The 20,101-nt window shown below is 66.1% G+C and carries 22 protein-coding genes and 1 pseudogene; 13 read left to right on the top strand and 10 right to left on the bottom strand.

Going from position 1 to position 20,101, the window contains the following annotated elements; translation table 11 throughout:
* Positions 1–302 precede the first annotated feature (302 nt).
* From L8K25_RS22810 to metZ, 7 genes and pseudogenes are all read right to left on the bottom strand, one after another.
* Positions 303–506, bottom strand: a pseudogene (locus L8K25_RS22810) (methyl-accepting chemotaxis protein); the annotation flags it as partial.
* A gap of 118 nt (positions 507–624) precedes the next feature.
* The gene (locus L8K25_RS13520; protein WP_242139513.1) at positions 625–1,317 is read right to left on the bottom strand and encodes an HAD-IA family hydrolase; all 693 of its coding nucleotides are present in this window, start codon (positions 1,315–1,317) and stop codon (positions 625–627) included.
* Positions 1,318–1,386: 69 nt separating this feature from the next.
* Positions 1,387–1,650 (bottom strand): hypothetical protein, encoded by a 264-nt coding sequence (locus L8K25_RS13515; RefSeq protein ID WP_242139512.1) that lies wholly within the window; start codon positions 1,648–1,650, stop codon positions 1,387–1,389.
* Positions 1,647–1,781, bottom strand: a complete 135-nt coding sequence (locus tag L8K25_RS22700; RefSeq protein WP_277923624.1) for a hypothetical protein — start codon at positions 1,779–1,781, stop codon at positions 1,647–1,649. The genes L8K25_RS13515 and L8K25_RS22700 overlap by 4 nt, the downstream gene beginning before the upstream one ends.
* Positions 1,782–1,910: 129 nt before the next feature.
* Entirely contained in the window at positions 1,911–2,717 is an 807-nt protein-coding gene (locus L8K25_RS13510) for a LysR family transcriptional regulator (protein WP_242139511.1), read from the bottom strand.
* 111 nt (positions 2,718–2,828) lie between these two features.
* The gene (gene apaG / locus L8K25_RS13505) at positions 2,829–3,227 is read right to left on the bottom strand and encodes a Co2+/Mg2+ efflux protein ApaG (RefSeq protein WP_242139510.1); all 399 of its coding nucleotides are present in this window, start codon (positions 3,225–3,227) and stop codon (positions 2,829–2,831) included.
* Positions 3,228–3,288: 61 nt separating this feature from the next.
* Complete coding sequence (gene metZ / locus L8K25_RS13500; RefSeq protein ID WP_242139509.1) at positions 3,289–4,494, bottom strand: O-succinylhomoserine sulfhydrylase; 1,206 nt, start codon at positions 4,492–4,494, stop codon at positions 3,289–3,291.
* A gap of 95 nt (positions 4,495–4,589) precedes the next feature.
* Between metZ and L8K25_RS13495 the strand changes: the two genes are divergently transcribed.
* Positions 4,590–5,873, top strand: coding sequence for a phospholipid carrier-dependent glycosyltransferase (locus L8K25_RS13495; protein WP_242139508.1), 1,284 nt, complete (start codon positions 4,590–4,592; stop codon positions 5,871–5,873).
* A 142-nt stretch (positions 5,874–6,015) separates the two neighbouring features.
* Here L8K25_RS13495 and L8K25_RS13490 read toward each other — a convergent pair whose 3' ends face one another.
* Together L8K25_RS13490 and L8K25_RS13485 are read right to left on the bottom strand one after the other, a co-directional pair.
* The gene (locus tag L8K25_RS13490; RefSeq protein ID WP_242139507.1) at positions 6,016–6,285 is read right to left on the bottom strand and encodes a hypothetical protein; all 270 of its coding nucleotides are present in this window, start codon (positions 6,283–6,285) and stop codon (positions 6,016–6,018) included.
* A gap of 107 nt (positions 6,286–6,392) precedes the next feature.
* Entirely contained in the window at positions 6,393–7,394 is a 1,002-nt protein-coding gene (locus L8K25_RS13485; RefSeq protein WP_242139506.1) for an NAD(P)H-quinone oxidoreductase, read from the bottom strand.
* A gap of 97 nt (positions 7,395–7,491) precedes the next feature.
* Between L8K25_RS13485 and L8K25_RS13480 the strand changes: the two genes are divergently transcribed.
* Together L8K25_RS13480 and clpA are read left to right on the top strand one after the other, a co-directional pair.
* Positions 7,492–7,689, top strand: a complete 198-nt coding sequence (locus tag L8K25_RS13480) for a DUF1192 domain-containing protein (RefSeq protein ID WP_242139505.1) — start codon at positions 7,492–7,494, stop codon at positions 7,687–7,689.
* 126 nt (positions 7,690–7,815) lie between these two features.
* On the top strand, positions 7,816–10,131 hold the full coding sequence (gene clpA, locus L8K25_RS13475) for an ATP-dependent Clp protease ATP-binding subunit ClpA (protein ID WP_242139504.1): 2,316 nt from the start codon (positions 7,816–7,818) through the stop codon (positions 10,129–10,131).
* A 66-nt stretch (positions 10,132–10,197) separates the two neighbouring features.
* Here the strand turns inward: clpA and L8K25_RS13470 are convergent, their stop codons facing one another.
* A complete protein-coding gene (locus L8K25_RS13470; protein ID WP_242139503.1) occupies positions 10,198–10,551 on the bottom strand; it encodes a UrcA family protein in 354 nt (117 codons plus the stop codon).
* Positions 10,552–10,806: 255 nt separating this feature from the next.
* Between L8K25_RS13470 and L8K25_RS13465 the strand changes: the two genes are divergently transcribed.
* The 10 genes from L8K25_RS13465 (at position 10,807) to tgt (ending at position 20,088) form a co-directional block, all read left to right on the top strand.
* Positions 10,807–12,525 carry a diguanylate cyclase gene (locus L8K25_RS13465; protein WP_242139502.1) on the top strand — a complete coding sequence of 573 codons (1,719 nt, stop codon included), beginning with the start codon at positions 10,807–10,809 and terminating at the stop codon, positions 12,523–12,525.
* Positions 12,526–12,555: 30 nt separating this feature from the next.
* Positions 12,556–12,753: a hypothetical protein gene (locus L8K25_RS13460; protein ID WP_242139501.1), complete on the top strand. Its 198-nt coding sequence runs from the start codon at positions 12,556–12,558 to the stop codon at positions 12,751–12,753.
* An 82-nt stretch (positions 12,754–12,835) separates the two neighbouring features.
* On the top strand, positions 12,836–14,524 hold the full coding sequence (locus L8K25_RS13455; protein WP_242139500.1) for an AMP-binding protein: 1,689 nt from the start codon (positions 12,836–12,838) through the stop codon (positions 14,522–14,524).
* 223 nt (positions 14,525–14,747) lie between these two features.
* On the top strand, positions 14,748–15,359 hold the full coding sequence (locus L8K25_RS13450; protein WP_242139499.1) for a glutathione S-transferase family protein: 612 nt from the start codon (positions 14,748–14,750) through the stop codon (positions 15,357–15,359).
* A gap of 87 nt (positions 15,360–15,446) precedes the next feature.
* Positions 15,447–16,349, top strand: a complete 903-nt coding sequence (locus tag L8K25_RS13445; protein WP_242139498.1) for a UDP-2,3-diacylglucosamine diphosphatase — start codon at positions 15,447–15,449, stop codon at positions 16,347–16,349.
* 5 nt (positions 16,350–16,354) lie between these two features.
* Positions 16,355–17,392, top strand: coding sequence for a glycosyltransferase family 1 protein (locus L8K25_RS13440; protein ID WP_242139497.1), 1,038 nt, complete (start codon positions 16,355–16,357; stop codon positions 17,390–17,392).
* Positions 17,393–17,451: 59 nt separating this feature from the next.
* On the top strand, positions 17,452–17,700 hold the full coding sequence (locus L8K25_RS13435) for a type II toxin-antitoxin system ParD family antitoxin (RefSeq protein WP_242139496.1): 249 nt from the start codon (positions 17,452–17,454) through the stop codon (positions 17,698–17,700).
* Position 17,701: 1 nt separating this feature from the next.
* Positions 17,702–18,019: a type II toxin-antitoxin system RelE/ParE family toxin gene (locus tag L8K25_RS13430; protein WP_242139495.1), complete on the top strand. Its 318-nt coding sequence runs from the start codon at positions 17,702–17,704 to the stop codon at positions 18,017–18,019.
* Positions 18,020–18,133: 114 nt separating this feature from the next.
* The gene (locus tag L8K25_RS13425) at positions 18,134–18,814 is read left to right on the top strand and encodes a DUF1013 domain-containing protein (RefSeq protein ID WP_242139494.1); all 681 of its coding nucleotides are present in this window, start codon (positions 18,134–18,136) and stop codon (positions 18,812–18,814) included.
* Between the two features lie 128 nt (positions 18,815–18,942).
* A complete protein-coding gene (gene tgt, locus L8K25_RS13420) occupies positions 18,943–20,088 on the top strand; it encodes a tRNA guanosine(34) transglycosylase Tgt (RefSeq protein ID WP_242139493.1) in 1,146 nt (381 codons plus the stop codon).
* Positions 20,089–20,101 lie beyond the last annotated feature (13 nt).

Below are 20,101 nucleotides of genomic sequence, written 5' to 3'. Positions count from 1 at the left end.
CCGTTCACGATGAAGGCGTTGAGGAAATAGGGGGAGCAGCCGAGCAAGGCGCGCAACCGGTCGAGCGCGCGCGCATCGATCCGCGGGGTTGCGTGTTCGACCAGCAGCGCCTCGGCGATGGAATGGTCCGTCGCCAGCATCCGCACGTCGATCGAACGGTCGAACAAGGTCCGCGCCAGCGTGTCCGCGATCGACTGCGCCAGGTCGGTCAGCCGGCCGCCCTCCATATCCTTGGCCAGCTCGTCCGCGATCATCGCGCCCTGATGGAGGTAGGTCAGGACCTGGTCCCGGAAACTCGCCGACGACGCGCGCGCCAGGCCCGCCAGACTTTTCACTTCCTGCGCCACCACGGTGAAGCCGCGCCCTGCGTCACCCGCCCGCGCGGCCTCGATCGTCGCGTTCAGGGCAAGCAGGTTGGTCCTGCCGGCAATCGCCTCCGATTGGTGGACATGCGCCGTGACCTGTTCGCTCAAGGTGTTCAACAGGGAGCGGATACGACGCGGCATCGGTAACTTTCGGCTAATCTTCGAACGGGTTAGCGTACGAAGGTTAATATGCCATAGCCATCGACGGTGCTGCTCGGGTCGATGCGACCCCGCGGCAAAGGCGCACGTCCGCCCAGGTTCAGGCCGCGCCGCCGCTCGGCGCGATCCGCATCTCCCCCGCCCGATGCACCGTGGTAAGCCCACGATAATCCCGGATGGCTGGATATTCAGTCACAACCGGATGGGAATGGGTCGCGGTGATGACGACGACCGCGGCTCCGGCGGCCCGACCGGCTTCGATCCCGGCGGGTGCATCTTCGAAGACGAGGCAGCGGGTGACGTTCAGCTCCAGCCGCCGCGCGGCCTCGACGTAGCAATCCGGTGCGGGCTTGCCGACCGCAATGTCCTCGGCGGTGATGAACAAGGGCGGCGGGACGAGACCCGCCGCCTCGAGGCGCGCCTCGGCGAGCGGGCGGGTGGCGGACGTCACGATCGCCCAGCCATGGTCCGGCAAGCTCGCGACGAAGTCGGCCGCGCCGTCGATCGCGCGCACTCCCGCCAGGTCGGCGAGTTCCTCGCGCGCGATCCAGTCCGCCTCCTGCTGCGGATCGATCCCGGGAATGTCGAGCCGGCGAATGGTTTCGAGCGTCTGCACGCCATGGATACGCGGCAGGATCTCGACCGGATCGAACCCGTGATGACGCAACCAGCGCGACCAGACCCGCTCGGCGGATTCGATCGACGTGAGCAGGGTTCCGTCCATGTCGAACAGGCAAGCCTGGAACGATTGATCGGCATAGGGTCCGGCAGCGGACGAAGCGGGGTCAGTCATGGGCACGCGTTCGTCGAATTTCCCGCGCCGATCAAGGGTGGACAAGACGCGCCCTGGCCCGCGTCTTCGTCACTCTTGGGGCTTCATCCGCGCCTGATGGTATTTCATGCGGATGACGATTGCCGCGATCATGTGCAGCGCCGCGATCCCGAGCAGGAACAGCGGCAGGATCATCGGGATCTGCGGTGCATATCGCGCACGGACCAGCGCAAGCATCGCCGCGATGATCGCAAGCGCGACCCCCAGCCAGCGGACCGGCCGGGCGACCATGCGCAATTCGCGCTGGTATGCGGCCCGCTCTGCCGGGTCGTTCAAATCGGGGCGAGGCGTCATCGGTCTTTCCAATCGGTCGTGAGCATCTCCCAGCGGAAGGTGTCGCGCACGCCGATATGCGTCTCCCATTCCGCCCGCAAGCGGCCGTTACGCAGGATAACGATGGTGGTGTCATCGCCGTGGCGGGTCATCGCCCGGGCGCGCCATGGCCGGAACGGTTCGGCGAAACGGGCCCGCACGACCCCTCGACCGGTGCAAACAGGCCATGCGAACAGCAGGTTATGGTCGCAGCCATGCGGTTTCGCGAGCCGGACTCGATGTCACCCCGTCAACGCCGCGACCAGCGCCTTGACCTTCTTCTGCCGCCACTGGGGGAGCGGCGCGACCAGCCAATAGCCCAGCCGATACGCCTTCGCCTCCCCGACCGCGACGATCCGCCCCGAGGCGAGATCCGCCGTCGCGAGCAGCTCGGGTACGGTCGCGCGGCCAAGTCCCTGTGCGGCGGCGTCGAGCGCAAGACCGGCGTCGCTCACGCGCACCAGCGAGACGCCCTCGTCATCCCCGCAGCCGGGCCAGGAAATGCGCGTGTCCGCCCCCCCGCCCGGGCGCTCGACCGTCACCATTCCGGCGGATTCGATCGCCTCGCCCTCATGCTCGCCCGGGCCATCGCCCCAGCGGATCGCGAGATCGAGATTGGCCTCGGTAAAGTCGATGGCCGCACCGGCCCCCGCGACGTCGGCCGAGATGAGCACGAACCGCAGTTCGGGATCGGCGCGCGCGATATCCGCGAGGCGGGGCATCAGCCATTTTTCGGTCAGATCGCGGGGCGCAGCAATGGTCAGCGACTTGCTCGTCTGCCCCGCCTGCATCGCGCGGACGGCTTCCTCGAACTGGAGGAAGCCATGCCGGAGCGCAGCGAGGCCCCCCTCGCCCTCCGGGGTCAGTTCGAGACCCTTGGTGGTGCGGCGGAACAGCACGACCCCGAGCGTATCCTCGAGTGCGCGGATCTGCTGCCCGACCGCTGCCGGCGTGACGGCGAGTTCGTCGGCGGCGCGAGTGAAGCTCAGGTGGCGCGCGGCGGCATCGAGCACGCGCAGGCCGTTCAAGGGCAGGTGAGTGCGCTTCATGTCGCCCCCGTCACCCGGCCAAGGCCGCGGCCGCCCTGTCAGGACGGACCAGCCGACCTTGCGCGGCCAACGTGGCGGCCCCGCCCCGCGCCGGGGTGGCGGACATGGCGTTCATACCCCGACCGCCGGAGCGATCAGCGAGAAGCGCGGGATGTCGACGTCGAACCCGGCGCCATCCTCCCCCAGCATGTGATAGCTGCCGACCATCGCGCCACTGGGCGTCGACAGCGGGCAACCCGAGACATAATCGAAGCTTTCGCCCGGCTCGATCATCGGCTGTTCGCCGATCACGCCCTCGCCCTCGACCGAATGCCGCGCGCCGCGGCCATCGGTGATGATCCAGTGGCGGGTGAGCAGCTGTACCGCCCCGTCCGAGTCGTTTTCGATCCGGATGTGATAGGCCCAGAACCACCGGCCGCGGTCCGGTTCGGACTGTTCGGGCAGGAAGCTGACCGACACGCGCACGATGACGCCGCGCGTTTCGGCGACATGGGGGAAGAGGGCTTTCACGCGGCGACCCCTTGTTGATCCCGTGCGCCGGCGAGAGCAGGCGTCCAAGACCGCGGCCCGCTCACAACCCCACCGCCGTCAACGCGCGGTCGATGTCCTCGATCACGTCGTCGGCATCCTCGAGCCCGACGTTGAGCCGCAGCAACCCCTCGGTCACGCCCATTTCGAGCCGTTTGTCCTCGGCGACGCTTGCATGCGTGGTCGACGCCGGATGCGTCATCAGCGAGCGCGAGTCGCCGATGTTGTTCGAGATGTCGACCAGCTGGAGCGCATCGAGCAACCCGTGCGCCTGCGTGCGATCCGCGACCTCGAACGCGAAAATCGGTCCGCACGCTTCCATCTGGCGCATCGCGAGATCGTGTTGCGGATGGCTCGGCAGCCCGGGATGGAGGATCCGCGGCACCCGCCCCTCGATCAGGCGCCCGACCTTGAGCGCATTCTCCGACTGGCGGCGGATCCGCAGGTCGAGCGTCTCCAGTCCCTTGAGCACGACCCAGGCGTTGAACGCGCTGAGCGTCGGCCCCGTGTTGCGGGTGAAGGGCAGCAGCGTGTCGTTGATGAACGCCTCGGTCCCGCACACCGCGCCCGCGAGCACGCGCCCCTGCCCGTCCATCATCTTGGTCGCGCTATAGGCGGTGACGTCCGCGCCGAACTCCATCGGGCGCTGGAGCGCGGGCGTGGCGAACGCATTGTCGACCACCGACACGATCCCGCGCGCGCGCGCGATGTCGCACACCGCCTTCAGGTCGACCACGTCCATCGTCGGGTTGGCGGGCGTCTCGAAGAAGAACACCTTGGTGTTGGGACGGCACGCATCCTCGAACTGCTGCGGGTCACGCGCGTCGATCGTCGTCGTCTCGATCCCGAACTTCGGCAGCAGCGTATCGACCAGCCAGCGGCACGATCCGAACGCCGCGCGGCCTGCGACGACATGGTCGCCGGCCTGGAGCTGGCACAGCAGCACCGCGGTCATCGCTGCCATGCCGGTCGCCATCGTGCGGCACGCTTCCGCCCCCTCGAGCAACGCGATGCGATGCTCGAGCATCTCGACCGTCGGGTTCTGCAGCCGCGAATAGGTCATGCCGGTCTGTTCGCCGGCAAAGCGCGCGGCGGCGTCGGCCGCGCAATCATAGGCATAGCCCGAGGTGAGGAAGAGTGCTTCCGACGTCTCCCCCCATTCGCTGCGCGCGGTGCCGCCGCGCACGGCCTGGGTCGCGGGGCGCCACTGGCGGGTGATGCTCTGGTCTTGTCCGGTCCGGCGTTTCATGGCGTACGCTTTGCCGGGTGGCGGCGGGGCGCGTCAATGCCTCATGCCCGCAAGGCCGCTTGAAAGCCGCGCGGATCGGCTGGATAGAGGCGAGCGTGAGCGAGGCCCGACCCCATCCGTATCGCGCCGCCGCCGCGCTTGGCGTGCTCGCGCAACTGCTGTTCAGCTATCGCCTGACGATCCCGACCAAGCTGATGTTCGACGAGACGCATTACGTCCCCGCCGCGCGCACGCTGATCGCGCTCAGCGGGCCGACCAATATCGAGCATCCCCTGCTCGCCAAGGAGATCATCGCCGGCGGGATCCTGCTGTTCGGGGATAACAGCCTGGGCTGGCGGTTCTTCTCGACGCTGGCGGGAACGGCGACGGTGCTGGGCGTGTTCGCGATCGTCCTGTTGATGGTTGGACGGGTGCGCCCGGCGGTGTTCGGCGCGCTGTTCACGCTCTTCAACTTCACCGTTTTCGTCCAGGCACGGATCGGGATGCTCGACGGGTTCATGGCGGCGTTCGTCGTCACCGGGCTTGCCGCGTTGCTGTGGGCGATGCGCGCGCCGGATGGTCGGCACGCATGGGCGCGCTGGATCGGCGGTGCCGTGCTGCTCGGGCTCGCGGTTGCGGCGAAGTGGATCGCGGCCCCGCTGATCGCGTTCGCCGCGCTGGGTTTCATCCTGCTCCGTCTGCACGACGCCCGCCTGCGCGGACGATCGGTGTTCGCGGCGCTCAACGCCGGCACGAACCGCCATTGGCCCGGGATGGCGGCCATTCCGGCGGTGCTGGTCCTCGGTGCGGTCAGCATCGCGACGTATCTGGCGACCTTTGCCCCGGCCTTCTTCTACCTGCACGATCCGATGACGCTGGGGACGCTGCTGCCGTTCCAGAAGCACATGTACGACCGCCAGACGATGCCGCTGCCGAAGCATCCGTATCAATCGGGCTGGTGGTCCTGGCCGATCATGGTGCGCCCCATCTGGTACCTCTACGAACGGGTCGACGGCGCGCAGCGCGGGGTGCTGCTGATCGGCAATGTCGCCATTCTGTGGGGCGGGCTGATCGCGGTCGCGGCGTGCCTCGTGGAGGGTGTCCGCGCGCGGTCGCCGCGGCTGCTGGCGGCTGCCGGTCTGTGGCTGGGCAGCTACGCGATCTGGGTGGTGATCCCCAAGAAGATCGGGTTCTTTTATTACTATTATCTCCCCAGCATCGCACTGTGCGTCGCGCTGTCGCTGGCGTTCGACCATTTTCCGGCGGCACGGCGGAGGGATACGGCGTTTCTCGCAGGGGTGATCGCGCTGTTCGCGATATTCTATCCGGTGCTGTCGGCGGCGGCGCTGCCCGGGCCGGGCGCGTTTCGGTACTGGACGTGGTCGTCGACCTGGGTGTGAGACCCTCTTCCCGGTCCCTGCCGTCCGCTCGCAACGAACGGCTGGCGATGTGCCTGGTCCCCCGCCAAAAGAAAAGGGCGCGCGGGTTGCCCCGGGCGCCCTTCCAGTTCGAACCGTGCTTGGGAACGGCCCGATCTGTCGCTTACATGCCGTTCGCGAGGTTGGTGTCGGGATCGTTGGTGCGCATGTCGGTCGCCTGGTTCTGGCCGACGGCGCGAACCGAGTCCGCCTTGTTATCGAGCATGTCCTTGCCCGCGACGGTCGAGGCGTTGTCCGCTGCGTCCTCAAGGTTGTCGGCGACCGCCTCGGTGTTGGCTTCGATATTGTCAGCAGCCTGCTCGCGCGGGGTGGAGTTGCACGCGGCCAGCGAAACGAGGCCGGCTGCGGCTGCAAAAACAATCATCTTCTTCATTATGCTTCACCCTATAGCGATCGGCTCGAGGCCGAAGGGTCCCAATTCCCCGCAGGCGGATTTGTTCCCTTCGGCGCGGCGGCGCACCGGGCCGAGCGGGTCGCCGTTCAGTCCAGCGTCAGCACGATCTTGCCGACATGGTCGCCCGCCTCCATCCGGCGATGCGCCGCGGGTGCCTCGGCCAGCGGGAAGGTGCGATCGAGCACGGGCTTCAGCCGGCCAGCCTCGACATGCGGCCACACGGTGCGGTGGAGTTCGTCCGCGACCAGTGCCTTGAACGCCTCGTCGCGTGCGCGCAAAGTCGACCCGGTCAGCGTGAGCCGGCGGCGCATGATCTCGAAGATCGGGATCGTCGCCATCGCGCCGCCCTGCACCGCGATCGATACGTGCCTGCCGTCCTCGGCCAGGCACTTCAGGTTGCGCGCGACGTAATCGCCGCCGACCATGTCGAGCACCACCGCGCAGCCGGCACCCTCGGTGATGGCCTTGACCCGCTCGACGAAGTCCTCGGTCTTGTAGTTGATGGCATGAGCCGCGCCGAGCGCCTTGGCGGAGGCGCATTTGTCATCCGACCCGGCCGTCACGATCACGGTCAGCCCGAAGATCGCGCCCAGCGCGATCGCCATCGTCCCGATCCCGCTCGTGCCGCCATGCACCAGCACGGTATCGCCCTCGGTGGCATAGCCGCGCTCGAACAGATTGGTCCACACGGTGAACAGCGTCTCGGGCAAGGCCGCTGCCTCGACCATCGACAGCGCGTTCGGCACGGGCAGCACCTGCCCCGCCGCCACCGCGACATATTCGGCATAGCCACCGCCGGCGACCAGCGCGCAGACCGGTTGTCCGATGAAAGTGCCCGACACGTCGTCACCCTGCGCGACCACGGTACCCGCGATCTCGAGCCCGAGGATCGACGGTGCGCCCGGCGGCGGCGGATAGCCGCCCATGCGCTGCAACACGTCGGGCCGGTTGACGCCCGCGGCGACGACCCGGATCAGTAGCTCATGGGGTTGCAGAGTCGGCACGGGCCGTTCGACGACCGTCAGGACCTCCGGCCCTCCGGCAGTATCGGGATCGATCGCACGCATCGTCGCTGGCAAGTTTTGCATCAATCTCAGGCCCTGTCCCTGCCAACGGTCTCGGCCAGTCCCGTTTCGTCGGCGCGCCTTATTGACATCCCCTGCGCGCGGGTCAACGATCCTCGGCATGGACATCGACGAGATTCTCCCGGGCAAGGCGGGCGATCCGCTCGCTGCGGTCATCGCACAGGACCTCGATCCGCTCTCGGTCAAGGAGCTCGACGATCGTATTGCCGCGCTAGAACGCGAGATCGCGCGGACCAGGGGAAAACGGGAGGCCGCGGTCAACCATCGCGCAACGGCAGATATGCTCTTTAAGTCGTAAAGATACGTATCCCGGAACACAGGTACAGCCTGAGTCGTTTTCAAGAGGTTGTTGCAAGCGTCCTGCCTACCAACATAGCGCTCACGGGCAGTGCGTCTTTCGTGGCCCGCATGGAGTAAAGTACAGATGCCATCCTTCGCCTCCGCGCTGGAAACCACGTTGCACAAGGCCCTCGAGGCTGCGTCTTCGCGCCGGCACGAATATGCTACGCTCGAGCACCTGCTGCTCGCGCTGATTGATGACGATCATGCGTCCAAGGTGATGCAGTCGTGCGGTGTCGACACCGCCGAGCTGACCGCGACGGTCAAACATTATCTGGATACCGAGCTCGAGGCGTTGAAGGTCGACGCCGCGACCGACCCCTCGCCCACCTCGGGCTTCCAGCGCGTCGTCCAGCGCGCGATCCTCCACGTCCAGTCCTCGGGCCGCGACGAAGTGACCGGCGCGAACGTGCTCGTCGCCTTGTTCAGTGAGCGCGAGAGCTATGCCGTCTATTTCCTGCAACAGCAGGACATGAGCCGGCTCGATGCGGTGAGCTTTATCAGCCACGGCGTCGGCAAGGGCGGTTCCGCGCCCGAAGCCTCCACCCCCAAGGGTGCCGAGGAAGAGAAGCCGCAGAAGCCCGGCGAGAAGGGCAAGGAAAGCGCGCTCAAGCAGTTCTGCGTCGATCTCAACGAGAAGGCCAAGAAGGGCAAGGTCGATCCATTGATCGGTCGTGGCCCCGAGGTCGATCGTACCGTCCAGATCCTGTGCCGCCGCTCGAAGAACAACCCGCTCTATGTGGGGGATCCCGGCGTCGGCAAGACCGCGATTGCCGAGGGTCTCGCGCGCAAGATCGTCGAGGGCGACGTTCCGGAAGTGCTGCTCCCGGCGGTGATCTACTCGCTCGACATGGGCGCGTTGCTCGCGGGAACGCGATATCGCGGCGATTTCGAGGAGCGGCTGAAGGCAGTCGTGACCGAGCTCGAGAAGATGCCCGACGCGATCCTGTTCATCGACGAGATCCACACCGTGATCGGTGCCGGCGCGACCAGCGGCGGCGCGATGGATGCGTCCAACCTGCTCAAGCCGGCGCTGTCGGGCGGGACGATCCGCTGCATCGGCTCGACCACCTACAAGGAGTTCCGCAACCACTTCGAGAAGGACCGCGCATTGCTGCGGCGCTTCCAGAAGATCGACGTCAACGAGCCGACGATCGAGGATACCGTCAAGATCCTCGCAGGACTGCGTTCGGCGTTCGAGGAGCACCATAACGTCAAATATACCCCCGACGCGATCAAGTCGGCGGTGGAGCTCAGTGCGCGCTACATCAACGACCGCAAGCTGCCGGACAAGGCGATCGACGTGATCGACGAAGTCGGGGCGATGCAGATGCTGGTGCCGCTCGCCAAGCGCAAGAAGACGATCACCAGCCGCGAGATCGAGCAGGTCATCGCGACGATGGCGCGCATCCCGCCGAAGTCGGTTTCGACCGACGACACCAAGGCTTTGGAATCGCTCGAGACCGATCTCAAGCGCGTGGTGTTCGGTCAGAATGCCGCGATCGAGAAGCTCGCCTCGGCGATCAAGCTCAGCCGTGCCGGCCTGCGCGATCCCGAGAAGCCGATCGGCAACTACCTGTTCACCGGCCCCACCGGCGTCGGCAAGACTGAGGTCGCCAAGCAGCTCGCGACGATCATGGGAATTCCGCTCCAGCGGTTCGACATGTCCGAATATATGGAACGCCACTCGGTCTCGCGGCTGATCGGTGCCCCTCCGGGCTATGTCGGGTTCGACCAGGGCGGCCTGCTCACCGACGCGATCGACCAGCAGCCGCACTCGGTGCTGTTGCTCGACGAGATCGAGAAGGCGCATCCCGACCTGTTCAACATCCTGTTGCAGGTGATGGATAACGGGCGACTGACTGACCAGCACGGCAAGACGGTCGACTTCCGCAACGTCATCCTGATCATGACGACCAATGCGGGCGCGAGCGACATGGCGCGCGAGACGCTCGGCTTCGGCAACCTCACCCGCGAGGGCGAGGACGAGCAGGCGGTGCAGAAGATGTTCACGCCCGAGTTCCGCAACCGTCTCGATGCGATCGTGCCGTTCGGCTATCTGCCGACCGAGGTCGTGGCGCGTGTGGTGGACAAGTTCATCCTCCAGCTCGAGTTGCAGCTGGCGGACCGCAACGTCCACATCAACCTCGACGACGAGGCGAAGACGTGGCTCACCACCAAGGGCTATGACAAGCTGTACGGTGCCCGCCCGATGGGCCGTTTGATCCAGGAAAAGATCAAGCAGCCGCTCGCCGAGGAACTGCTGTTCGGCAAGCTGGTCCACGGCGGCGAGGTGACGGTGAAGATGAAGGACAATGCGTTGTCGTTCGAAATCACCTCGGCCCCGCCGAAGAAGCCACGCCGCAAGGCCGCGGGCAAGGTCGACACGACCGCCAAATAGGCGACACCGTCGAAAGAACGAAAGCACGGGTCCGGTCATGCCGGGCCCGCGCTTTCGCGTGGACGATCAGCGCGTCGGAACCGGGCCGGCGGACGCCAGAACCGTCGATCGCCGCCCGCGCGCGGCTTCCGCCGCCGCGAGAATTTGCGGCTCGGCATCCTGCCGCGCCTTTACCCGACATTCGCGCTGGTGTTGCACCATCTTCAGATCGGCAAAACCACCGCTGTCGCAGACATTGCTGATCGCAGTCGAAACCCTGCGCGCAAGCGTACGCTGGCCCGCGGCGGACGAGAGGTCGAGATCGGCCACGGCAACACGCGCCGTCCGAACGTCCCGATCCTGCGCATGACCGGAAACCGAAGGCAAGCAGACAATAGCGGCAATGATCGGCGAGCACGTCGCCACATAGGTGCGTGACATGAGTAGTCTCCTGCAGACTATTGGAAATATCGTAATGAATGTTTGTTTTTATAGCTTGTATGTCGGCGCTTTTGATTGAAGGCCTATTTTCGTCACGGCCCATTGTTATTGCCGACGGGAGGTCGACTAGCAGCAAACGGTGACAGACATGTGTCGTTTCGCACCAGAATCGTTCCTGATGACTCTGCCCCTTGAAATCGGGCACAAAATTCGATCTTTACTTCCCCTTTCCCATCACTGGCCTAGGGAGCGGCCATGCGTGTCGCGCTTCTGTCCTGCTGTGCCCTGATTCTGGCGGTGATCGGCTCGATCCTGCTGGCGGCGGACCCGGCGGCGGCGCAGGCCGGGGTGACGGGCCAGCCGATCCAGACCTGCGTCCTGCGCGACCAGCCGGGCATCACGCCAGCCGCGATGCTCGCTGGCCGGGTCCATTTCGATTGTCCCGAGGATCAGCGGGTGCTGGGCCGCGGCACATATTGGGTGCTGTCGCCCCCGCTGCGCTGGTCGGGTCCGGTCGCGGTCCGCAGTGCCAGTCTCTGGCAGGGCCTGGTCACGCTCCACGCGCTCTATGCCGACGGACACGTGGTCTCGGTCAACATCGACCAACGCGGCGCGTCGCGGCGCATGCAGCTTGGCGCAATCCTGGAAGTGCCGTTGCCCCCGCACGACGCGCCACTGGTGCGGCTGCTCTGGCATGTCGACCAGGCGGCCAATCTGCGCGGGATCGTCCGCGACGCGACACTTGCCCGTCCCCGCGAAAGCATTGCCTCCAACCTGTTGATGGGCGGAATGTACGCCGCGTTCGCCGGCCTGTGCATCGCGCTCCTGTGCTATAACTTCGCCTTGTGGGTCGCGCTGCGGCATCCGTTCCAGCTCGCCTATTGCGCGATGGTTCTCGGCCTGCTCGCCTATGCCGTCTCATCCTCGGGGTGGCTTGCCTGGCTCGTCCCGGATATCGCCAATAACGACCGGATCCGGATCAACTATCTGCTGCTGGGCCTGTCGACGATCGCCGCCTTCGCGTTCGCGCGCACCTTCTTCGAAGCGCGGGTGTTCGCCGGGGGAATCGGACGCCTGGTCATGCTGACCTGTGCCATCACCGCCGCGGCATCGCTGGCCTTCTGCCTGTTCGCCCCGCTCGACATCTGGCTGTTCGATCGGATCTATTCGCTCGCCTTCGCGGCGCAGATGGCCATGGTCATCCCCTTGCTGTGGCGCGCCTGGGTGCGGCGCAGCAATTACCTCTGGGTGTTCACGATCGCCTGGGGCTCGCCGATCATCATGGCGGCGTTTCGAATCGCCAGTTCGCTCGGGATGATCGGCTGGAACTTCTGGCTCGACAATTCGACGATCCTGACGATGACGATCGAGGCACTGCTGTCGAGCATCGCGATCGCCTATCGCATGCGCCTGCTGAGCATCGAACGCGACGAAGCGCGCGAACGCGAGATTGCGGCACGGCTGCTGGCGGATATCGATCCGCTGACGGGGCTGCTCAACCGCCGCGCCTTCCTCCACCAGGCGATCGGCCGCGAGGGCGCGCAGATCCTGATGATCGCGGACCTGGACCATTTCAAGCAAGTGAACGAGACCATCGGCCATGACGGCGGCGACGAAGTGCTGCGTGTCTTCGCGCGGACGCTGCGGCAATCGGTGCCGGCCGAGGCGCTGGTCGCGCGGATCGGCGGCGAGGAATTCGCGATCGTCATCGGCGCGGAGACGGCCGTCGATCCCGACGACATCCTCGCGCGCCTCCGCGCCGGACGCATGCCCTATGACGTCACGGTGACGGCCAGCATCGGCATGTGTGTCGGATCGCTGCAACGCGAGACCGACTGGAAGGCGCTCTACGCCTGCTCGGATCGCGCCCTGTTCGACGCAAAGTCGGCCGGTCGCGACCGGGCCCGGTCGCGTGCGCTCGATCCCAACTGTGCCGCCCCCGCAACGACTCCGCTTGTCGCTATCCGGAATTAACGGTATATCGGCGGGACAAGGAGACCAGCGGTGCGCGATCGTCGAGTGATGCTGGGGTTTTGCGCGTTGCTCGCGATAGCGGCCTTGGCGCGTCACCCGACCGCCGACATCCGCGTCCTCACGCATCAGGCTGCCGACCCGATGCCCCATCAGGTCAAGGCTGCTCTCGACCTGGGGGTGCTGGGCATCTCCATCCTCTACACCTGGACCGCCCACCCGGTCAGCTGAGCGACGTGTCGCGCGCGGTGCGCAAGACGGCAGCGTGCGCATGGCCTTGCGGGTCGGAAGCGGCTTGCTTACACCTGTGTCAATGAACAGACCCGAAGCGCTCTGGCGCGAATCGTATCGTCATCCCACGGCTTGGGAGAGCGCCTTTCCGTCGATGTCGATGGCGGATTTCCTCGACGCGGCCGTCGCCCGCGCGGGGAATGCGCCGCTGATCGATTTCCTCGGCCGCCATTACAGTTTCTCCGAAACGCTCGACGGCGCGAATCGCGTCGCTGCCGGGCTGAAGGCGCTGGGGTACGGGCCCGGCGACCGGATCGGGTTGTTCTTGCCCAACGTGCCGCATTACGTCGCTGCCTATTACGGCATCCTCAAGCTCGGCGCGACGGTGGTCAATTTCTCGCCGCTCTATACCGCGGCCGAGCTGGCGCATCAGGTCGAGGATTCGGGTACGCGCCTGTTGTTCACCCTGTCCGCCAGCCAGTTGCTGCCGACGGCCCTGGCCGTGCTCGAACAGAGCGGGCTGGAGCGGCTCGTGGTCGGTTCGATCGCCGGCGCATTGCCGCCCGCCAAATCGCTCCTGTACCGCATGTTCAAGGGCAGCGAGGTGACCAGGCGTCCCGCCGACGCGCGCATCATCGCCTTCTCGCAATTGATCGCCAATGACGGGAAGTATCCGCGGGCGACGATCGATCCCGAAAGCGACGTCGCGCTGATCCAATATACCGGCGGCACCACCGGCACCCCCAAGGGCGCGATGCTGACGCACCAGAACCTCTCCGCCAATGCGCGGCAGGTGATGGCGATCGATCCGCACCCGGAGGCGCCCGACCGGATCCTTGGCGTGCTGCCGATGTTCCACGTCTTCGCCAACACCTGCGTGCTTAACCGCACCGTGCTCAACGGCGGCTGCATCGTGATGCTCCCGCGGTTCGAGGCGGGCGCGGTGCTCGCCGCGATCACGCGGACCAAGGCGACCGCCCTCCCCGGCGTGCCGACCATGTACCAGGCGCTGCTCGACCATCCCAAGATCGGCACGACCGATTTCGCGTCGCTGCGGATCTGCATCTCGGGCGGCGCACCACTCGCGCCCGAACTGAAGGCCAAGTTCGAGGCCACCACGGGCGCGACGGTGGTCGAGGGCTATGGCCTGTCTGAAAGCTCGGGCGTGCTGTCCGCCAACCCGTATGAAGCCGCCGGCAAGACCGGGACGATCGGACAGCCGATCCCCGCGACGTCCCTCCGCCTCGTCGACAAGGGCGACCCGGCGCTGGAGGCGCCGGAAGGCGAACCGGGCGAGATCGTCGCGCGCGGGCCCCAGATCATGAAGGGCTATTGGAACCGGCCCGATGCCGATGAGGAGGTTTTCCTCACCACCGCCGAGGGCAAATGGTTGCGCACGGGCGACGTGGGGACGATCGACGCGGACGGCTTCGTCAAGATCGTCGACCGGCTCAAGGACATGATTTCCGTCTCCGGGTTCAAGGTGTTCCCGAGCCAGATCGAGGCGGTGCTGTACCATCACCCCGCGATCAAGGAGGCGCTCGTCGTCGGTCTGCCCGATCCGTATCGGGGCGAGCATCCCCGCGCCTATGTCACGCTCAACGAGGATGCGGACGTCACGGGCGAGGCTTTGCGCGACTGGCTCAACCCGCAGGTCGGGCGACACGAGCGCGTCGACGACGTGGTGGTGCGGCTGACCATGCCCAAGACGATGATCGGCAAGCTCAGCCGCAAGGATCTGATCGCCGAGGTGATGGCGGAACAGGGATAAGACGGACGCTTCTGGCGAAGACCTGCTCGTGCCCCTGCAGAGGCAGGCGCCCAGGACCGAGCAAAACAACACTTATGCTTCGCGCAACGCCTGGACTCCCGCTTTCGCGGGAGAACAGACAGGCTTTCGCCAAGGTCACGCCCTCGCCAGAACGTGCGTCCTGGAGTGACGTTTCGGGAATATTGGGCTACCCTCTCCTCACCATTCTCCGGGGGGAGCCAACATGTCCGATCTGATCCTGCATGAATATGCCGCGTCCGGGAATTGCTACAAGATTCGCCTGACCGCGGCGCATGTCGGCATCCCGCTCGAACGCCGCGAATATGACATTGTCGCGGGCGATACGCGGACCCCTGCCTTCCTCGAGCGGATCAATGCCAACGGACGGATCCCGGTGCTCCAGGTCGGCGACGACTTCCTGCCCGAAAGCGCGGCCGCCTGCCTCTACCTTGCGGACGGGACACCACTGATCCCGCACGACCGGTTCGATCGCGCCGACATGCTCCACTGGATGTTCTGGGAGCAATATAGCCACGAGCCCAATATCGCGACGCTCCGCTTCTGGATGACGACGATCGGCGAAGCGGGACTGGACGACCTGCAGCGCGCCCAACTGCCCGGGAAGCGCGCGGCGGGCGCGGCGGCGCTGGCGCTGATGGACGCGCATCTCGCGCGGACCCCGTTCTTCGTGGCGGGACGCCTCACGCTCGCCGATATCGCGCTTTTTGCCTATACCCATGTCGCCGCCGACGGGGGGTTACGGCTCGACGCCTATCCGGCAGTATCGGACTGGCTCGCACGCGTTGCGGGACAGCCGCGGCACATCGCCATGTGACAATTGCATGAAGGCCGACACCTGCGATTGTAACAATAGCTTGTCATAGACCGAGGTCATCCAGAGGCTTTTCCGGGACGCCAAACGATGGACGCAGTTACGAAGATCGCCCTCGATGGTCTGGCCGGCCACGGAACGATCGCCGACTTCGCCGATTTCGCCAATTCGCACCCCGCGATTCCCGAACGCCCGATCGATGAGCGCCGCAAGTATCGCACGATCTGGATCTCCGACATTCATCTCGGCACGCGGGGCTGCAACGCCGAGATGCTGATCGACTTCCTCGACCACGTCGACAGCGAGCGGATGTATCTGGTCGGCGACATCATCGACGGGTGGCGCCTCAAGAAGAAATTCTACTGGCCCGCCGCGCACAACGACGTGGTGTGGCGCCTGCTCAAGCGCGCCAAGCGCGGGACCGAGGTGATCTATATCCCCGGCAACCACGACGAGGTGATGCGCCAGTTCACCGGTCTCGACTTCGGGGGCGTCGCGATCCGGCGCAAGGCGATCCACGAAACCGCCGATGGCCGCCGTCTGCTGGTCCTCCACGGCGACGAGTTCGACGCGATCACGCTCGCACACCGCTGGCTGGCGCATGTCGGGGACGTCGCCTACAACGTGCTGATGGCGCTCAACCGCTGGGTCAATGCGTATCGACGCTACTTCAACATGCCCTATTGGTCGCTCTCCAAGCATGCGAAGGCGAAAGTGAAAAACGCGGTCGAGTTCATTTCGAATTATGAGGAAGTGATCGCGCAGGCGGCGGGGTCGCGCGGGGTCGATGGGGTCGTCTGCGGTCACATCCACACCGCCGAATTTCGCGATATCAACGGAATCGCTTATTATAACGATGGCGACTGGGTGGAAGGCTGCACCGCCTTGGTCGAACATTTCGACGGCCGCATGGAATTGCTGCATTGGGCGGACGAGATTGCTGCACGGGAGAAGGCCCGCCCCACTGCGAAGATCGCGCAGCTGGCGGCCTGACGCCCGTGCGGATCGCCATCGTCACCGACGCCTGGAGCCCGCAGGTGAACGGCGTGGTCCGCACACTGCAGGCGGTCCGCGCCGAGCTCGTCAAGCAGGGGCACGAAGTCCTGATCGTCTCGCCCGACCTGTTCTATTCGATGCCTTGCCCGACCTATCCCGAGATCCGCCTTGCCTTCGCGCGCACCGCCGCGGTCGGCAGGATGCTTGCCGAGTTCGCGCCCAATGCGATCCATCTCGCGACCGAGGGGCCCGTCTGCCTCGCCGCGCGGCGTTGGTGCCTGTCGCGCGGGTTTCCGTTCACCACCGCCTATCACACGCAGTTTCCCGATTACGTCTCGGCGCGCACGGGGGTGAATCCCGAATGGGTGTGGCGCTACATCCGCTGGTTCCACTGGCCCGCGCAATCGATCCTCGCGTCCACCCCGTCGATCGCCGCGACGCTCAAGGCGCATGACCTGACGCGCGTGCGGCACTGGGGCCGCGGGGTCGATCTTTCGACCTTCGGCAGCGACATCGTGCCCGATCCCGCGATCCGCGCGCTGGCCGAAGGCGGCCGGGGTCCGGTCCAGCTGTATGTCGGGCGCGTCGCGGTCGAGAAGAACATCGAGGCGTTCCTCACCGCCGCGCATCCGGGCGTGAAGGTGATCGTCGGCGACGGGCCGGCGCGCGGGAGCCTGGCCGCGAAATATCCGGACGCGCATTTCCTGGGCCCGCGCTTCGGGCACGACCTTGCCGCCGCTTATGCCGCCGCCGACGTGTTCGTCTTCCCGAGCAAGACCGACACCTTCGGGCTGGTGATGATCGAGGCGATGGCGTGCGGCGTGCCGATCGCCGCCTATCCGGTGACCGGGCCGATCGACGTGCTCAAGCCCACGGTCGGTGCGATGGACGACGATCTCGACGTCGCGATCGCCAGGGCGCTGACCCTGAGCCGGGCCGATTGCGCTGCCTACGGCCAGAGCTTCACCTGGGCGGCGAGCGCGCGGCAGTTCCTCGGCGCGCTGGTCCCGGTCAACCACCCCGAGGCGATCGCGGCTTGAGGCGAAACCCGCGATGGCGTAAATTCTCCCGGCGCTGATACCAGCGGGAAGGAAGACACGTGAACGTATCGATTGGCCCGCGTTGGGAATCGTTCATCGAATCGATCGTCGCGGAAGGGCGCTACGCCTCGCCCGACGCGGTCATGCGCGAGGGGCTTCGGTTGGTCGAGGAGCGGGAGCAGAACGTGAAGGCCTTGCGCGAGACGATCCAGGCTTCGATTGCTCGGGGCGGCTCGTATTCGGACGACGAGATCGGTGACTCGGTGGACGAAGCGTTGGAAGCATGGGAAGCGCGGCGGCACGCTTGACGTGCGACGGCTTATTTATCTGTCGGATGCGCAGACCGCCATGCGAGACATCTCCGTTTACATCGCTCAGGAAACAGGCGACCGCGCCCTGGCGCGACGGTTCATCGACAATATCCGGGATCGATGCCGCAAACTCGCGACATTGCCGGGACATTTGGGAAGTGCGCGCCCGGAACTCCACGAAGATGTCCGCAGCGTCGTACACCGCGGTTATATCATTTTCTTCCGGTACGAAGCGAACACGCTGCAGATCGTGACAGTTCTCAAAGCTGAACGCCATATCGAAAGCTACTTCACAAACACCCCTCCGCCGCATTGATTCGTATCCCGCAACCGCGCTTGCCACTCCCGCGCAACCGGCGTACATGCAACGTCAGCACAAGTGGCCGCTCCGAAAGGGGCGGCCCTTTCCGTTTCTGAAGGAGTTCGCCGCATGGCCCAGCCGCTCATGCCCCATGCCACCGCATCGTGGCTCGTCGACAATACCGCGCTCAGTTTCGAGCAGATCGCGGATTTCTGCGGTCTCCACATTCTCGAAATCCAGGCAATTGCGGACGATACCGCCGCGACCAAGCTGACCGGCCGCGACCCGATCCGCGCGCACGAACTGACCCAGGCCGAGATCGACAAGGGCCAGGCCAATGCCGATTACCGGCTGCAGATCCTCAAGGGTCCCGAGCAGGTCCGCCGTACCAAGGGCCCGCGCTACACGCCGGTGTCGAAGCGGTCGGACAAGCCCGACGGTATTTCGTGGATCATCCGCAACCATCCGGAGATCACCGACGGTGCGATCAGCGCGCTGATCGGCACGACCCGCACGACGATCGCGGCGATCCGCGACCGCAGCCACTGGAACATCGCCAACATCACCCCGAAGGATCCGGTCACGCTCGGCCTGACGACGCAGCGCGAGCTCGACGCCGCGGTCGGCAAGGCCGCCAAGGCCGCCGGGATCGAGGCGCCGGTCGACACGCGGCTGGAGGGGGATCGCGAAGCGCTCATCTCCGAACTCCGCGCCAACCGCGACCAGCTCGCGCGCGATACGGAAGCCGCCGAACATGGCGAAGTCCCGACCCGCGCCGAGCCGACCGCCGAGACACTGTTCAAGCGCTGAACCAGGACTGACGCCCTCCCCTCCCTCCCAAGGGAGGGGCCGGGGGTGGGTTGGTATGGGGCGGGTGCCGCGTTCGACAACGAACCGACCCACCCCCAGCCCCTCCCTTCCAGGGAGGGGAGCAAGACATGACAGACCGACCCCGTTTCGCCTTCACCATCGCCGCGACCGACGGCAAGGCGCGCACCGGCGAAATTGCGATGCGCCGCGGCACGATCCGCACCCCCGCGTTCATGCCGGTCGGCACCGCCGCGACCGTCAAGGCGGTCAAGCCCGCCGACGTCCGCGCGGCGGGCGCGGACATCATCCTCGGCAACACTTATCACCTCATGCTCCGCCCCGGCGCAGAACGCGTCGCGCGGCTCGGGGGCCTGCATGATTTCATGGGCTGGGACCGCCCGATCCTTACCGACAGCGGCGGCTATCAGGTGATGAGCCTCAGCGACCTGACCAAGCGCGACGAGAATGGCGTGACCTTCAAGTCGCACCTCGACGGCACGCGCCACACCCTCAGCCCCGAACGCTCGATCGAGATCCAGCGGCTGCTCGGCTCGGACATCGTGATGGCGTTCGACGAGCTCGTTCCCACCACCTCCACCCCCGAAGTCCAGGCCGCCGCGATGGCGCGCTCGATGCGCTGGGCGAGGCGGTCGCGTGATGCGTTCGATGGCGGCGGCACCCATGCCGAGGGTGCCGCGATCTTCGGGATCCAGCAAGGCGCGCTCGACCAGACGCTTCGCGGCGACAGCGCGGGCGCGCTGATCGACATCGGGTTCGACGGCTATGCGGTCGGCGGGCTCGCGGTCGGCGAGGGGCAGGAAGCGATGTTCGGCTGCCTCGATTTCGCGCCCGATCAGTTGCCGGTCGACAAGCCGCGCTATCTGATGGGGGTCGGCAAGCCCGACGACATCGTCGGCGCGGTCGAGCGCGGGATCGACATGTTCGATTGCGTGATGCCGACGCGCTCGGGGCGCACCGGTCAGGCCTTCACCCGTAACGGACCGATCAACCTGCGCAACGCGAAGTTTGCCGAGGATCAGGGTCCGCTCGACCCGGCGTGCGGTTGCCCGGTGTGCGGGACGTGGTCGCGCGCGTACATCCATCATCTCGTGCGCTCGCAGGAGATCCTCGGCGCGATGCTGATGACCGAACATAATCTGTGGTTCTATCAGGGGTTGATGGCGGACCTTCGCGCGGCGATAGCGGAGCAGCGTCTTAAACATTTCGCCGATGCGTTCCGACAGGCGTACAAGGCGGGGAACGCGCAGATGTAAAGTCGAGAGGGAA

The organism is Sphingomonas sp. TREG-RG-20F-R18-01 (genome assembly GCF_022662475.1).
Classification (GTDB): domain Bacteria; phylum Pseudomonadota; class Alphaproteobacteria; order Sphingomonadales; family Sphingomonadaceae; genus Sphingomonas.
The sequence above is the reverse complement of the archived record's forward strand: the minus strand, read 5'-3'. Positions and strand labels throughout refer to the sequence as shown.

Excerpts from the sequence above, each read along its gene's own strand:
- L8K25_RS13515 (WP_242139512.1), bottom strand. The coding sequence starts at position 1,650 with ATGACGCCTCGCCCCGATTTGAACGACCCGGCAGAGCGGGCCGCATAC.
- metZ (WP_242139509.1), bottom strand. The coding sequence starts at position 4,494 with ATGAAACGCCGGACCGGACAAGACCAGAGCATCACCCGCCAGTGGCGC.
- L8K25_RS22700 (WP_277923624.1), bottom strand. The coding sequence starts at position 1,781 with ATGACCCGCCACGGCGATGACACCACCATCGTTATCCTGCGTAACGGC.
- L8K25_RS13490 (WP_242139507.1), bottom strand. The coding sequence starts at position 6,285 with ATGAAGAAGATGATTGTTTTTGCAGCCGCAGCCGGCCTCGTTTCGCTG.
- L8K25_RS13425 (WP_242139494.1), top strand. The coding sequence starts at position 18,134 with ATGGCCCAGCCGCTCATGCCCCATGCCACCGCATCGTGGCTCGTCGAC.
- L8K25_RS13480 (WP_242139505.1), top strand. The coding sequence starts at position 7,492 with ATGGACATCGACGAGATTCTCCCGGGCAAGGCGGGCGATCCGCTCGCT.
- L8K25_RS13520 (WP_242139513.1), bottom strand. The coding sequence starts at position 1,317 with ATGACTGACCCCGCTTCGTCCGCTGCCGGACCCTATGCCGATCAATCG.
- L8K25_RS13485 (WP_242139506.1), bottom strand. The coding sequence starts at position 7,394 with ATGCAAAACTTGCCAGCGACGATGCGTGCGATCGATCCCGATACTGCC.
- tgt (WP_242139493.1), top strand. The coding sequence starts at position 18,943 with ATGACAGACCGACCCCGTTTCGCCTTCACCATCGCCGCGACCGACGGC.
- L8K25_RS13465 (WP_242139502.1), top strand. The coding sequence starts at position 10,807 with ATGCGTGTCGCGCTTCTGTCCTGCTGTGCCCTGATTCTGGCGGTGATC.
- L8K25_RS13510 (WP_242139511.1), bottom strand. The coding sequence starts at position 2,717 with ATGAAGCGCACTCACCTGCCCTTGAACGGCCTGCGCGTGCTCGATGCC.
- L8K25_RS13445 (WP_242139498.1), top strand. The coding sequence starts at position 15,447 with ATGGACGCAGTTACGAAGATCGCCCTCGATGGTCTGGCCGGCCACGGA.
- L8K25_RS13470 (WP_242139503.1), bottom strand. The coding sequence starts at position 10,551 with ATGTCACGCACCTATGTGGCGACGTGCTCGCCGATCATTGCCGCTATT.
- L8K25_RS13455 (WP_242139500.1), top strand. The coding sequence starts at position 12,836 with ATGAACAGACCCGAAGCGCTCTGGCGCGAATCGTATCGTCATCCCACG.
- clpA (WP_242139504.1), top strand. The coding sequence starts at position 7,816 with ATGCCATCCTTCGCCTCCGCGCTGGAAACCACGTTGCACAAGGCCCTC.
- L8K25_RS13450 (WP_242139499.1), top strand. The coding sequence starts at position 14,748 with ATGTCCGATCTGATCCTGCATGAATATGCCGCGTCCGGGAATTGCTAC.